Consider the following 14,154-nt stretch of genomic DNA (forward strand, 5'->3'; position numbering starts at 1 on the left):
ACTCACCTGTCCTTGTCGTGGGATCAGGTCATCGTCGGATGCTGTCCAGCACCTCGAAATAGGTCGGGAAAGTCTTGGCGGTGCACTTGGGATCATTGATGCGCACCGGCACCCCACCCAGTGCCACCAGCGAGAAGCACATGGCCATGCGATGGTCATCATAGGTGTCGATCACGGCATTGGGCGTCAACGATGCGGGCGGCGTCACCCGGATATAATCCGCACCCTCCTCCACGGTGGCCCCCACTTTGCGCAGCTCGGTGGCCATGGCGGTCAGGCGGTCGGTTTCCTTGACGCGCCAGCTGGCCACATTGCGGATGGTGGTGGTGCCGTCGGCAAACAAGGCAGCCACTGCAATGGTCATGGCCGCATCCGGAATATGATTGAGGTCGGCGTCGATTGCCTGCAAGCGACCTGATACCGGGGCCGAGGCTTCAATCCAGTTGTCACCCCAAACGATGCGGGCCCCCATCTGTTTCAACGCTTCAGCAAAGCGCTTGTCGCCCTGAATGCTGTCGCGACCCACGCCTTCGACCCGCACCGGGCCCTTGCCGATGGCCCCGGCAGCGAGGAAGTAGGACGCGCTCGACGCATCGCCTTCCACATGAATCACCCCCGGGCTACGGTACTGCTGCCCGGCGGGCAGGTGGAAGGCTTGCCAGCCGTCACGCTCGACCGTCACGCCGAATTTCTGCATCAGGTTGAGGGTGATTTCGATGTAGGGTTTGGAGATCAGCTCGCCTTCAACCTCAACCGTGATTGCCCGCCCGGTCAGCGGCAAGGCCATCAACAGCGCAGTCAGGAACTGGCTGGAGACATTGCCGCGTACCGAGACCTTGTCCTGCTCAACATTGACACCGGAGCGCAGTTGCAGCGGCGGGTAGCCCGGCGTGCCCAGATAGGTCACCTGCGCGCCCAGCGGCAGCAAGGCATCGACCAGATCACCGATCGGGCGCTCGTGCATGCGGGGTACGCCGGACAGCTGGTACTCGCCCCCCATCAGCGCCAGTGCAGCGGTCAGTGGCCGGAAAGCGGTACCGGCATTGCCCAGGAACAATGCTGCCTGTTTGACTGGGAATGCACCTCCCGCCCCATCCACCACGAAGTCACGGCTCTTGCCCTGCTGTGCCCAATGCACGCCCAGCGCGCGCAGGGCGGTCAGCATGTGTTGCACATCGTCCGAATCCAGCAGACCACGGACTTCGGTCTGTCCTTGTGCCAGCGCAGCCAGCAGCAAGGTACGGTTTGAGATGCTTTTCGAGCCGGGCAGCTGCACGCTACCTGCTACCGCCGCAATGGGCGCGAGATCAAGACTTTCCATCGGGAACTTCATTTCCTGCAATGCGGTTAGAGGAGGCGGCATCCGGTAGCGGTTGCAGCGCCTGCTTTTTCTTGTCCAGCCAGGCATTGCGCGCCTGGCGTGAGGTGGCAAATACCGCCTCCAGTCCTGCAGCATCGTGTTCCAGCAGCATCTGGCGCAAACGGAGCAATTGAGCCTGATAGGCCTCCAGCTCTTGTAACAGGGCCTCACGGTTGGCGAGGCTGATGTCGCGCCACATCTCAGGGTGACTACTGGCGATGCGGGTAAAATCTCGAAAACCACTGGCAGCATACTGAAAAAACACCTCGCCATCCGGGCGACGGGCCAGCTCTTCCACCAAGGCAAACGACAACAAATGCGGCAAGTGACTCACTGCCGCAAAAATCCGGTCATGCTGTGCCGGGCTCATCTCCGGCACCAGGGCACCGCACGCCTGCCACAGCTGGCGTACCCGTGCCACGGCTACTGGGCTGGACTCCGGCAAAGGCGTCAACACCACCTGTTTATGCCGGTACAAATCCGCACGGGCCGCACTGGCACCACTGAACTCGGCGCCAGCTATCGGGTGCCCCGGCACGAAATCGGCCAGCCGTTCACCCAGGTGCGCGCGGGCCAGCGCTGCCACATCGGATTTGGTGCTGCCCCCATCGGTCAGTACCGCGCCGGGCGGCAGCAAATCGCGCAGCTGGCGGAACAAGTCGCCCATCTGCCCCACGGGAGTAGACAGCAGCACCAGCTCGCTACCTTCTACCCCCTGTGCCAGCGAAGTCGTGGCCTGATCCAGTATGCCCAGTTCCAGCGCAGTATCCAGATTGGCCTGAGAGCGACCTACCCCCACCACTTCCCGCACCAGCCCGGCGGCCTTGAGGCTCAGCGCAAACGAGCCCCCAATCAGCCCCACCCCGACAATAGTCAGGCGGCGCAACGGGGCAACCGAAAGGGGCAAGGTGGCAGGCATGGCAGTGTTCAACTCCGGCGTCAGCAGTTCAGGCAACACAAGCAGAAAGAGCGCAGCCTGCGCTACGCTCTTTCGTCGATACGTTAGGACACACAGCAGCGATTATAACCGGCCCGTCAGCCGACTGCATCCTCCCAGTCAAGGTCGCCACACAGCACCACACACTGTCCGCCGGATTCAAACGCGATCGACAGGGTCACGCAGGCCCGGCCGGTGCTGGCCGAGAGATACGGGCGGGATACTTGCAACTCGCCGAGCGCATGCATGGCATCCCTGAAGTATGGACGGCGAATCCAGCTGGCTCCGGCGGTTTCCTGCAAGCGGTGCAACCGCGTGGTGCCAACCCGTCGGCTGTGCCCCGGCAGCCCCTCACCGATCTGGCGGCCCTCACTGTCCAGCACAAAGCACAGCGCCGCTGCGGGCAGATCCAAGAAGCTGCCTGCGGCCACCGCCAGGGTTTGTCCATCCATCATCATCCGTGTCGGGATATGCCGGAAGGCTTCGATATAAGGTGCGAGCTTCTCGCGCTGCGCCACGCTGGTATCATGATCCAGCTGGCGGTAATCATTCCACAAGCGATCGAATACTTCGCTGCGCTCGCCAATCACCCGGATGTCAGCCTGTGGCATGCCGAAATAAAAACCCTGCACGAAATCACAGTCGGCCTGCATTGCCACCATGGCCTGGGCATGGCTCTCGATCCCCTCAATCACCACCAGCGACCCGGCATCGTGCAGCAGGGAAACCAGACCGCGCAGCATGTTGAGTGCACGGCCATCCTGAGCGGCACGCGCCACCAAGGATTGATCCAGCTTGACGATGTCCGGTCGCAGACGCCAGATACTGTCCAGATTGGCATTGGTCCGGCCAAACTGGCTGACCGCCAGCAAGCAGCCCAGATCACGCCACGCCATGGCAGCTTCATGCGCGGCATCCAACATATCGAGCTCCAGCCGCTCGACTTCCAGCACCAGATTGTCGGCCATCAGCCCATAACGGCTGAGCATGTCCGGCAACAGATGATGGACCAGCGCCCGGTCCACAAAACTTTCTGGCAGTACATTCAGAAACAGCCAGCTGCCACTGCCACCACCTTGACCAAAATGGGCCAGATGCAGGTCCAGGCAGGCGCAGTCCACCGCACTACTGTCATTCTCCAGCTGGGCATGCTCCAGAAACTGGCGGGTACTTCCCCAGTGTGCCGACTGCTGTTCGACCCGCAGCAGGGCCTCAAAGCCGACGGTATGGCGGTGCGCCAGACCAAAGATGGGCTGAAAGTGGCTCTCCACCACCATGGGGAAACCCATCAGTGCCGCAAAAGGGTTCGGGCGGGTATGTTCTACAGGGTGTGTCATGGCTCTCGCGTTCATGGGCAGCATCTGGATCCTGATCGTAGTATGCCCGTTGTCGGTTGCAATTCTTGTGCCCGGGATCAACCGGGCCGCAAGTCATGAAAATATCGGCAGACGCACCAGTCTGGCCCATGCACCATCGACGCTCGCACCATGCCGGCGCATTACAATACGGATGGCGCGTTCATGGTCTGGCTTAAGGTGTCTTGCTCCAGCGGCAGCCAGACCTTGAAAATCGCTCCGCCTTCCGGGTGGTTCTCTGCCCAGACATGTCCCGCATGGTCCTGAATGATTTCCCGGCAGATGGCCAGCCCCAGCCCGGTACCGCCGGAACCATCCTTGGTCTTGCTGCTCTGGATGAACTTGTCGAAGATGGTAAGCAATTCGGCCTCGGGTATGCCCGGCCCATGGTCACGCACCGTGAACAGCAAGCCATCCAGCACCTCTTCGCCATCGGTATGGCTGGCCTCCTTGACCGTCAACAGCACCTGACTGCCTTGCACGGTGAATTTGAGGGCATTGGCCAGCAGGTTCCGCACCACCTGACCAATGCGCATGGCATCCATGGAGGCCCGCACCGGGTCCTGCTCCTGGATCACCAGCTCGACGCCTCGCTCCTGTGCCAGCGACATGAACTCTTGTACCACTTCCTCCAGCACCAGGCCCAGCCGGGTGGGTTGCATGGTGTACACCATCTTGTCCGCTTCCAGCTTGGACAGATCCAGCAGATCGTTCAGCAAGGCCAGCAAGCGGTTACCGCTCTGATGGATGCGGGAGAAGTATTGCCCCAGCTTTTCATTGCTGACCGTTCCCAGCTTGCGCTCGCCCATCTCCGAGAAAGAAATGATGGCATGCATCGGGGTACGCAGCTCGTGCGACATATTGGACAGAAACTCGGTCTTGGCCCGGCTGGCCGATTCCGCAGCCTCTTTGGCTTCGCGTAGGAGCACCTCTGCGCGCTTGCGCTCGGTCACATCCATCAAGGTACCCACATAACCGGACAGGGCCCCATAGTCGTCCACCAGCGGCGCCAGCTTGCAATCCACCCAGAACGGCGCACCAAAGCTGCTCGGCACCCGGAACTCACCCACGTAAGCACCGTCCTGCTCGCAATCCCGCTGCCAGCGCGACTGCACCAGCCCCCGGTCGTCGGCCAGCACCAGCATGGTCCAGTCGGTGCCGATCACGGTTTCCACCCCCAGCCCCGTGCGCCGGTTCCAGTATGCACTCATGAAAATGCAGCGCCCATCCGCCGAAGTGCGAAAAATACCCACCGGAGCGGCATTGGCGAGGGTCCGGAAACGCTGCTCAGACGCCCGCAATGCCTCCTCGACCCGCTTGCGCACCTGCAAGTCCTCTTCCAGGCGGCGGTTTTTCTCTTCCAGTTCGTGAATCAGCTTGTTGAGCGCCTGCCGGGTATATTCCAGGCTATTACCCAGCTTGCCCAACTCATCATTACGGGTCCAGGTAAAGGGATGCTCCAGCATGCCAGCGGCCAGCCGGGTGGAATCCCGCATCAGCCCCATCAGAGGGCGTACCAGCCGTAACTGCAGCAGCAGTACGATCAGCATCAGGGAAAACGCCAGTTGTCCCAGCAAGGTCCACAGCATGGCGTTACGGTTGTTGCCGATCTGGTTACGCAAATAACCATCGTCCATCACGACCGTGACGAAGCCGATCACTTGGTTCTCGAAGTACACCGGCTTGCTCTGGGTACGTAACTGCCCCAGTTGCCGCTCTGGTTTGTGCATTTCAAGAAAAGTCCCCAGATGGGCATCAGTTACGCTGATGCGGACGATGCGAGGGTCTTCCATCACCGAGGATACAATCTGCTGGCCGGAATCCGGGCTCAGATTCCACAATGGCAGCTGGATCGCCAGCACCAGATTACTGAGTACCTGACCGTGCTGCAGCTCCAGATTGCTGCGCAGTTGCTGTTCGGAGCGTTGCAGGGAAAAATAGCCATTGAGCAAGGACGGGATCAGCAAACCAATGATGATCGCACCGATGATGGACTGCTTGATTGACAACGCCCGCTTCAACAACTTGGCTCCACTCCCGTCGCAATGGGTTGAAACGATGATGCGCGCCCAGATAGTGTCATGCTAGCTGAAAAACATGAAAATTGAAGCAGGGAGTATATGGACGATCAAGTAAAGCGCGCTTTGCAGCGGTGGCCTGGCGTCCCCGCCGTCTATGGCTGGCTGCGCCTGGATGCACGTGGTGACTGGTGGCTGGACAACACCCGTGTCCGCCACCCGGGCTTGCGTGACTTCATTGGCCGCAACTATGCAGCGGCAGCCGATGGATGCCACTACTTCCAGAATGGCCCCCAGCGCGTCTATATCGAGCTGGATGCTGCCCCCTATGTGCTGCACCTGACGACGGCCGGCGAACTCCATGACCATACTGGACTGCGCTGGGGACAACATCCGCTGCAAGGCTGGCGGGATGAAGCCGGCCAAGTCTGGCTCTTGGAGCAGGGGCGTCTGGCCATCCTGGACGACCGCAGCCTCGCCCAGCTGGACATTCTGGATACAGAACCGCCACAGCTTACCCTGGCAGGGCAGCACGTTTTGCTACCTTTGGTCGCATCCCGTGAACTCTTGCAACAATTCAACGTCAATCCGCTGCCGACCCCATAGAGAGGGCGGCCATATTGAATTATCATTGCAGTTAACACCAACAGGGAGTAAACCGACCATGGCCATGGACGTCATTGATTACCGTATCCTCGGCAACGACATGCAGTATGTCGAGGTAGAACTGGACCCGCAGGAAGCCGCGGTGGGCGAAGCCGGTGCCATGATGTATATGGAAGATGGCGTCGAAATGGACACCATCTTCGGCGATGGCTCCGCCCAGCAAAAGGGCTTCATGAACAAACTGTTCGGCGCAGGCAAGCGCTTGCTGACCGGCGAGTCGCTGTTCACCACCATCTTCGTCAATAATGGCACGGGCAAGCGCAAAGTTGCATTTGCCGCCCCCTATCCGGGCCACATTGTTCCCGTTCATCTGCCCGATGTCGGCGGTACGCTGATTTGCCAAAAAGATTCCTTCCTGTGTGCCGCCAAAGGCGTATCCATGGGCATTGCCTTCCAGCAAAAGCTGGGCGCAGGCTTCTTTGGCGGTGAGGGCTTCATCATGCAGAAGCTGGAAGGGGATGGCCTGGCCTTTGTCCACGCAGGCGGCACCGTTTGCGAAAAAGTACTGGCACCGGGTGAAGTGCTGCGTCTGGATACCGGCTGCCTGGTGGCCATGCAAAGCTCGGTCGACTACGACATCCAGTATGTTGGCAAGATCAAGAGCGCCCTATTCTCCGGCGAAGGCCTGTTCTTTGCGACCTTGCGCGGCCCCGGCAAAATCTGGCTGCAATCCCTGCCGCTGTCACGCATGGCCAACCGTATTGTTGCAGCCTCCAGCTACGCCAAGGGCGGTGGCGGCCGTGAAGAAGGCTCGCTGCTCGGCGGCTTGGGCGGCCTGCTGGACGGTGACAACGACTGACCTCCCCTGACAGGATACCTTTTGCCATGCGCAGCACCGCCAGCCTGACGGCACACAGTTTTGTCGGTCAATGTTTCAGCCCCGGCCAGGCCACGGGCCAGGATGTCCTGGTCGAGCTGGTTCCCGGTTCGCTGGTGGTGTGCCTGCCGGATGGGCAGCGCCTGACGGCCCCGCTGAGTGAGGTCCAGCTCAGCCGGGGCGGCTTCAATGCGCAGCAGTGGCAGTTCAGCTGGCGTCATGATGGGGGGCAGTGGATGATTGCCCTGTCCGACCCCAATGCCCAGCAACGTCTGCGGAGCAAACCGCCCGTCGGGCTGGAAAAACAGCTGGCATCCCTGAGCAAGGCCCAGCACAAAGCCAACTGGGTGGCCCGTATTGGCTGGAGCGTACTGGTTCTGGTGATTCTGACGCCGCTGATCCTGTTGGGCCTGCTCTGGTGGCAAGCGGACCGGATTGCCAGCTGGGCCACCGATCGCATCACGGTAGAACAGGAAGCCGCCCTGGGCCAGGCGGTGTTCGAAGCGCAGAAGTCCCATCTGCGGCTGATTGAACAAAGCCCGCTGCAGGCCCCCTTGGAGGAAATGGGTCAGCGTCTGACCAAGGGATCAGCTTACCGCTACCAGTGGTATCTGACCGATGATCCCGCGATCAATGCCTTTGCCATTCCGGGTGGCATTGTGGTGGTCAACAGCGGCCTGGTGAAAGCCAGCAGCAGCCCGGAGGAGCTGGCCGGGGTGCTGGCACATGAAGTGCAGCACGTTGAACAACGCCACAGTCTGAAGGGCATGGTGCAGAACCTCGGACTCGCCGCCATTGCACACTTTGCCCTGGGCGACTATAGCGGCAGCCTGCCTGCGCAAATGGCTACCGAACTGGCTGACCTGAAATTCTCGCGGGACCATGAACGGGATGCCGATAACAAGGGGTTTGATACCCTGTTGAAAGCAGACATCAACCCGCAAGGCATGGTCAGCATGTTCGAGAAGCTCGATCAGGCAAGCGGTAGCGCACCGCCAGCATTGCTGTCTTCACACCCGGATACACAGGAGCGTATTGCTCACCTACGTAGCCGCCTGGCCGGATTACAAGCTCGCAAGTTTACGCCCCTGCCCTACCCGTGGCCCAAGCTGAAGCAAAGCCTTGCAAAATAAGCTGACCACCCTGCTGATTGACCTCTCTCAGCAGCGTCTGCAATTGCTGGATGAGACCGGGACCCTGCTGGGGACATACCCGGTTTCGACCGGAGCGCGAGGTGCAGGAGAGTTAACGGGCAGTCAGCAAACCCCTCGTGGCTGGCATCGCATTCATGCCCTGATCGGCAAAGATGAGCCTCCGGGTGCAGTCTTTGTGGCCCGTCAGCCCACCGGAGAAATCTACAGCCCGGCGCTGGCGGCCCAACACCCCAGCCGGGACTGGATTCTGAGTCGCATTGTGTGGCTGGACGGGCTGGAGCCTGGCTTTAACCTCGGTGGGTCGGTGGGTACCTTGCAGCGCTACATCTACCTGCACGGCACACCGGATTCGGAGCCCATGGGGCAGCCTGCGTCACATGGTTGTATTCGCATGCGCAATGAAGACCTGATCGCCCTCTTCCCACATTTGACCGAAAGCGTGCGAGTTCATATTGTGGCGCAGCGAGAACGCGCACAGGTGGTAAATGTTGATACGCAGATGGCCGCCGCCTACTTCGCCAATCAGGGTCTACCCCACGACCCGCAAGCGCAAACCATCCTGCTGCAATATGGCTTGCATTTCGACGGCTGGTTGGGTGGCCTGCAACTGAATGCCTCAGGCGAAATCACCCGGCTCTGTGCCACAGATGTGCATCCTGACCTGTTTCGCCGCCTGCTGCTCCGGGCGGGACTGACACGACGCTATGCGGGGCTGGTCGGTCCCGCCTGGCTCGCCCCCCAGACCGACTGGCCCGCCTCGCGATTGCAGGAACTTGGCTTGCAACCGCTTTCACCGCATACTGACCGCTTTTTTCTGCCCCTAGACTGATTGATAAACATGAACACCGTTTTCCGGATGCTGCTGCTGACCGTACTCAGCAGCCTGCTGCTGGCCTGCCCGGCCACCACCCCACCCGCCAATACGCCAGCCGTCAATGCAGGCAAGCCCACACCCAAGCCGCAAACGAAACCAGTCAAGATTGCACTGGTGCTGGGTGGCGGCGCTGCGCGCGGTTTTGCCCACGTGGGGGTGATCAAGGTGCTGGAAGCCAACGGCATCGAACCGAAGATCGTGGTGGGTACCAGTGCGGGCAGCGTGGTGGGCTCGCTGTATGCCGCAGGCTACTCCGGCTTTGACCTGCAAAAGCTGGCACTGAGTCTGGATCAGGATGAGGTGGGTGACTGGACCTTGCCGGACCGGGGCTTCATCAAGGGCCAGGCGCTGCAGGATTTCATCAACAAGAACGTCAAGAACCAGCCGATCGAGAAGCTCAAACGTGAGTTTGGCGCGGTCGCCACCAACCTGAAAACCGGTCAGGGCGTGTTGTTCCAGCGCGGCAATGTCGGTATGGCCGTGCGCGCTTCCAGCAGTGTGCCGGGTGTATTCCAGCCGGTGAATATCGCTGGGGTGGATTATGTGGATGGCGGCGTGGTCAGCCCGGTACCCGTCAAGTATGCCCGCCAGATGGGGGCAGACTTCATCATTGCGGTAGACATTTCCGGTAGTCCGAACAGTGGCCCGATCACCAGCAGCAAGGACGTGCTGTTGCAATCGGCAACCATCATGGGCAAGACCATCAAGGAAGAAGAACTGAAACAAGCCAGTGTGGTGATCACGCCCAAAGTCGGCCAATTCGCAGCAGACGATTTTGACAGCAAACACCTGGCCATTCTGGAAGGTGAAAAGGCAGCCCAGGCGCTGATGCCGCAGATCAAGCAAAAACTGGCCGCGCTGCAAAAGCAATGAGCGTTAGTCACTGCGCAAAATAAAAAAGGAGGGTTTCCCCTCCTTTTTTATGGCCTGCAGTAACGCTTACTTGCCGTACACCGGGAAGCGAGCGGTCAGCGCCTTCACCTTTTCCCGCACGGTGGCCAGATTGGCTTCATCATTCGGGTTGTCCAGCACATCCGCCACCAGATGTGCCACCTGACGGGCTTCGTCTTCCTTGAAACCACGCGAAGTAATGGCGGGCGAACCAATGCGAATGCCAGAGGTGACGAACGGGCTTTCCGGATCGTTCGGAATGGCGTTCTTGTTGACCGTGATATGCGCCAGGCCCAGTGCGGCATCTGCTGCCTTGCCGGTCAGGCTCTTCTGGCGCAGGTCCACCAGGAACATATGCGATTCGGTGCGGCCAGACACGATGCGTACCCCGCGCGAAGCCAGCGTTTCCGCCATGGCAGCGGCGTTCTTCAGCACCTGCTCCTGATAGGCCTTGAATTCCGGCTTCAGTGCTTCACCAAAGGCAACAGCCTTGCCTGCGATCACGTGCATCAGCGGGCCACCCTGCAGCGACGGGAACACGTTGGAGTTCAGCATCTTCTCGTGCTCGGCCTTGGCCAGAATCAGGCCGCCACGCGGACCACGCAGGGTCTTGTGGGTGGTCGAAGTCACAAAGTCGGCATGCGGTACCGGGTTCGGGTACAGACCCGCAGCCACCAGACCGGCATAGTGCGCCATGTCGACCATGAAGTATGCGCCCACCTTCTTGGCGATTTCGGCCATGCGCGCAAAGTCAAAGCGCAGCGCGTAAGCCGAGGCACCACCGATGATCAGCTTGGGCCGGGTTTCCAGTGCCACCCGCTCCATGTCGTCGTAGTCAATCTCTTCATTGGCGTTCAGGCCGTAGGCTACGATGTTGAACATCTTGCCGGACAGGTTGGCCGGGGAGCCGTGGGTCAAGTGACCGCCATGGGCCAGATTCATGCCCATCACCGTATCGCCCGGCTTCAGGATGGAGAAGTACACGGCCTGGTTGGCCTGTGAGCCGGAATGCGGCTGCACGTTGGCGTATTCGGCACCAAACAGCTGCTTGACGCGGTCAATCGCCAGTTGCTCCACCTGATCGACGTATTCGCAGCCACCGTAGAAACGCTTGCCCGGATAGCCTTCGGCGTATTTATTGGTCAGTTGCGAACCTTGTGCTTCCATCACCGACGGGCTGGTGAAGTTTTCGGAGGCGATCAGCTCGATATGGTCTTCCTGGCGCTGAACTTCCTGCTGGATGATGGCCCACACAGCGGGATCATGCTGGGCCAGCGTGACGGACTTGCTATACATGGTGCAACGCTCCTGAACAGTGAAGAGGTATGACGGAACCGGGCGATTTTATCACGCCTGCGAACCTGCCTGTTTGGCTTCCAGTTCTTCCCAGCGTCCCAGTTTTTCCAGCAGCAGGGTTTCAATCTCCTCCACCCGTGCCTGCCTGGCAACCGCGCCCTTGGGATCATCACGATAAAGCGTGCCATCCAGCAGCGCTGACTGCAAAGCGGCCTGTTCTTGTTCCAGGGCGGCAATCTGCTCCGGCAACTGCTCCAGTTCCCGCTTCTCGTTGAAGCTTAGCTTCGCGCTGCTGCTCTTCTTGCGCTCAACAGGCGCAGCATCTCGGGCGGGTTCAGCCTTGCGGACAGCGAAAGACGCCGCCGCCCGGCTGCGCTGCCAGCTCAGCCAGTCGGAGTAACCGCCCACATACTCTTCCAGCACGCCATTGCCTTCAAAGGCAATCACGCTGGTGACCACATTGTCGAGGAAGACCCGGTCGTGGCTGACCAGAAAAACGGTACCCGGATAGTTGAGCAGCAAGGCCTCCAGCAGCTCCAGCGTATCAATATCAAGGTCGTTGGTCGGCTCGTCCAGCACCAGCACATTGGCCGGGCGGGCAAACAATCGTGCCAGCAGCAGGCGGTTACGCTCCCCGCCAGAGAGTGAGCGCACGGGAGAGCGGCTGCGGGCGGGCGGGAACAGAAACTCTTCCAGATAACTGATCACATGCTTGCGCACACCACCAATCTCGACAAACTCACTGCCGGGGCTGATGGTATCGGTCAGCGTGGCATCCTCATCCAGCTGCGCGCGGAACTGGTCAAAATAGGCAATGCTGAGGTTGGTGCCTTGCTTGACCTTGCCGCTGACCGGGGCCAACTCGCCCAGGATCAGCTTCAGCAGCGTGGTCTTGCCCACCCCGTTCGGCCCGATCAAACCAATACGGTCGCCCCGCTGAATGCGGGTGGAAAACTGGCGGATCAGCGGGGCTTGCTCTGGATAGCCGAAATGTACGTCTTCCAACTCAGCCACCAGCTTGCCTGAGCGTTCACCCACGTCCAGCTGCAGATTGACCTGCCCCTGTTGGGTACGGCGGTCAGCGCGGATGCGGCGCAACTCTTCCAGCCGTCGCACGCGGCCTTCATTACGGGTACGCCGCGCCTCGATCCCCTTGCGGATCCAGACTTCTTCCTCTTTCCAGAATTTATCGAACTTGGCGTTATGCACCGCCTCGATCTGCAACTGCTCGGCCTTCTTCACCTGATACTGGCTAAAGTTGCCGCTGTAGCTGGTGAGGAAGCCCCGGTCCAGCTCGATGATGTGGGTTGCGACATTGTCGAGGAACTGGCGATCGTGCGTAATGAACAGAATGGCGCCGCCAAAGCCCAGCAGCAAACTCTCCAGCCACTGGATGGCGCTGACGTCCAGATGGTTGGTCGGCTCATCCAGCAGCAGCACATCGGGCTCGGACACCAGCGCACGCGCCAGCGCCACCCGCTTCTTCCAGCCACCGGAGAGGTCCGCCACCAGCGTATCCGCCGGCAAGGCCAGGTGCGACAACACGGTATCCACCAGGGTATTGAAACGCCAGCCGTCACGGGCTTCGAGCTCACCCTGCACGTGCAGCAGCTCCGCCAGCTCAGCCTCATCGCTGTGCTGGGCGAGATGACTGGTCAGCACATGGTAACGCTGCAGCAATTGCTGCAGCTCCCCCAGCCCGGACGATACCGCCGCAAACACGGTCTCGCCCTCAGCAAAGACCGGCTCTTGTGGCACCCAGCCCACCCTGGCATCCGGCGCACGCCAGAACACCCCGTCGTCCAGCACCTGCTCACCCGCCAGTACCTTGATCAATGAGGACTTGCCGGCGCCATTGCGGCCAATCAGGCCCAAGCGCTGCCCGCGATCAAGCAAGAGGTTGGCACCATCCAGCAATGGCCAGTGACCAAAGGCAAGGGAGGCATTTTCAAGGCTAAGAAGGGGCATGGCAACCTGACATCAGAAAACGGGCAAAGTCGGGATTATAATTCAGGCACCCGATCCCTGCTGACGAGTTGCGATGCGACAGCTGACCATCCTGCTGTGTCTCTGGTACATCCCCCTGACAGCCTGGTGCGAACCGCACCTGACGGCCCGTTTTGCCGCCAGCGAGTGGGCCCCCTATATGGGTGCACATCTGCCACAGCAAGGCCGCGCCGTGGCGACGGTGCGCGCAGCATTTGCCCGCAATGGCATCCAGTTGCAAGTCGATTTCTACCCTTGGGCGCGCACCATCGCCCTGGCGCGTGCGGCACCATATGATGGCTATCTGGTGGAGTACGACGATGCAATGCTGCGCAAGGAATGGCTCTACTCTTTGCCCGTGGCCTACAGCCCGCTGGGGTTGGCAGAACGGGTGGCCAATCCGGTGGTCTGGACACGGCTGGAAGACCTGGCGGCCCAGCGTAAAACGATTGGGGTGGTACAAGGCTATGTCAATACGCCGGAGCTGGACCGCCTGATTGCACAAGGTACGCTCAATAGTGACCGCAGCGCAGATGACCTGACCCTGCTGCACAAGCTCGCCGCTGGACGGGTGGATGTCGCGGTCATGGATGCCCAAGTGTTCGAGTATCTGCTCCTCACCCAAAGTACACTACGCGCCCATGCCCACCAGCTGCGCCTGCAGCCCCGTTTGCTGGAACAAAAAGCCCTCTATGTGGTGTTCCGTAAAACACCGCGCGGCCAATGGCTACTCAACCAGTTCAATCAAGGGCTGCGTGCAGTGGGGAATATTGCAGCCCCCAAGCCCCCTGCCTGAACCT

The 14,154-nt window shown here is 60.4% G+C and carries 12 protein-coding genes; 6 read left to right on the forward strand and 6 right to left on the reverse strand.

The annotated features are described in order from the left end of the window. Positions 1 to 28 precede the first annotated feature (28 nt). The 4 genes from aroA to HF682_RS09980 all read right to left on the reverse strand — a co-directional run bounded on the left by aroA (position 29) and on the right by HF682_RS09980 (position 5,673). The gene (gene aroA / locus HF682_RS09965; RefSeq protein WP_168877147.1) at positions 29 to 1,321 is read right to left on the reverse strand and encodes a 3-phosphoshikimate 1-carboxyvinyltransferase; all 1,293 of its coding nucleotides are present in this window, start codon (positions 1,319 to 1,321) and stop codon (positions 29 to 31) included. Continuing rightward, positions 1,308 to 2,279 (reverse strand): prephenate dehydrogenase, encoded by a 972-nt coding sequence (locus HF682_RS09970; RefSeq protein WP_205882019.1) that lies wholly within the window; start codon positions 2,277 to 2,279, stop codon positions 1,308 to 1,310. The genes aroA and HF682_RS09970 overlap by 14 nt, the downstream gene beginning before the upstream one ends. A 116-nt stretch (positions 2,280 to 2,395) precedes the next feature. After that, positions 2,396 to 3,634 (reverse strand): sensor domain-containing phosphodiesterase, encoded by a 1,239-nt coding sequence (locus HF682_RS09975; RefSeq protein WP_168877148.1) that lies wholly within the window; start codon positions 3,632 to 3,634, stop codon positions 2,396 to 2,398. Between the two features lie 161 nt (positions 3,635 to 3,795). Further along, a complete protein-coding gene (locus HF682_RS09980) occupies positions 3,796 to 5,673 on the reverse strand; it encodes a sensor histidine kinase (RefSeq protein ID WP_168877149.1) in 1,878 nt (625 codons plus the stop codon). 99 nt (positions 5,674 to 5,772) lie between these two features. Between HF682_RS09980 and HF682_RS09985 the strand changes: the two genes are divergently transcribed. The 5 genes from HF682_RS09985 to HF682_RS10005 are packed head-to-tail and all read left to right on the forward strand — an operon-like array spanning position 5,773 to position 10,054. Beyond that, positions 5,773 to 6,276, forward strand: coding sequence for a DUF2946 family protein (locus tag HF682_RS09985; protein ID WP_168877150.1), 504 nt, complete (start codon positions 5,773 to 5,775; stop codon positions 6,274 to 6,276). A gap of 58 nt (positions 6,277 to 6,334) precedes the next feature. Then, a complete protein-coding gene (locus HF682_RS09990) occupies positions 6,335 to 7,135 on the forward strand; it encodes a TIGR00266 family protein (RefSeq protein ID WP_168877151.1) in 801 nt (266 codons plus the stop codon). Positions 7,136 to 7,161: 26 nt separating this feature from the next. Continuing rightward, positions 7,162 to 8,286, forward strand: coding sequence for a M48 family metallopeptidase (locus tag HF682_RS09995; RefSeq protein WP_168877152.1), 1,125 nt, complete (start codon positions 7,162 to 7,164; stop codon positions 8,284 to 8,286). Next, positions 8,276 to 9,136, forward strand: a complete 861-nt coding sequence (locus tag HF682_RS10000) for a L,D-transpeptidase (RefSeq protein ID WP_240947223.1) — start codon at positions 8,276 to 8,278, stop codon at positions 9,134 to 9,136. Before HF682_RS09995 ends, HF682_RS10000 begins: the two co-directional genes overlap by 11 nt. A gap of 9 nt (positions 9,137 to 9,145) precedes the next feature. After that, positions 9,146 to 10,054, forward strand: coding sequence for a patatin-like phospholipase family protein (locus tag HF682_RS10005; RefSeq protein ID WP_168877153.1), 909 nt, complete (start codon positions 9,146 to 9,148; stop codon positions 10,052 to 10,054). Between the two features lie 66 nt (positions 10,055 to 10,120). Here HF682_RS10005 and glyA read toward each other — a convergent pair whose 3' ends face one another. Next, positions 10,121 to 11,368 (reverse strand): serine hydroxymethyltransferase, encoded by a 1,248-nt coding sequence (gene glyA / locus HF682_RS10010; protein ID WP_168877154.1) that lies wholly within the window; start codon positions 11,366 to 11,368, stop codon positions 10,121 to 10,123. A 51-nt stretch (positions 11,369 to 11,419) separates the two neighbouring features. Further along, a complete protein-coding gene (locus tag HF682_RS10015; RefSeq protein ID WP_168877155.1) occupies positions 11,420 to 13,336 on the reverse strand; it encodes an ATP-binding cassette domain-containing protein in 1,917 nt (638 codons plus the stop codon). Positions 13,337 to 13,409: 73 nt separating this feature from the next. On the opposite strand from HF682_RS10015, the gene HF682_RS10020 reads away from it, so the two are divergent. Beyond that, positions 13,410 to 14,150, forward strand: coding sequence for a substrate-binding periplasmic protein (locus HF682_RS10020; protein ID WP_168877156.1), 741 nt, complete (start codon positions 13,410 to 13,412; stop codon positions 14,148 to 14,150). Positions 14,151 to 14,154: the final 4 nt, after the last annotated feature.

Source organism: Leeia aquatica, assembly GCF_012641365.1.
Classification (GTDB): domain Bacteria; phylum Pseudomonadota; class Gammaproteobacteria; order Burkholderiales; family Leeiaceae; genus Leeia; species Leeia aquatica.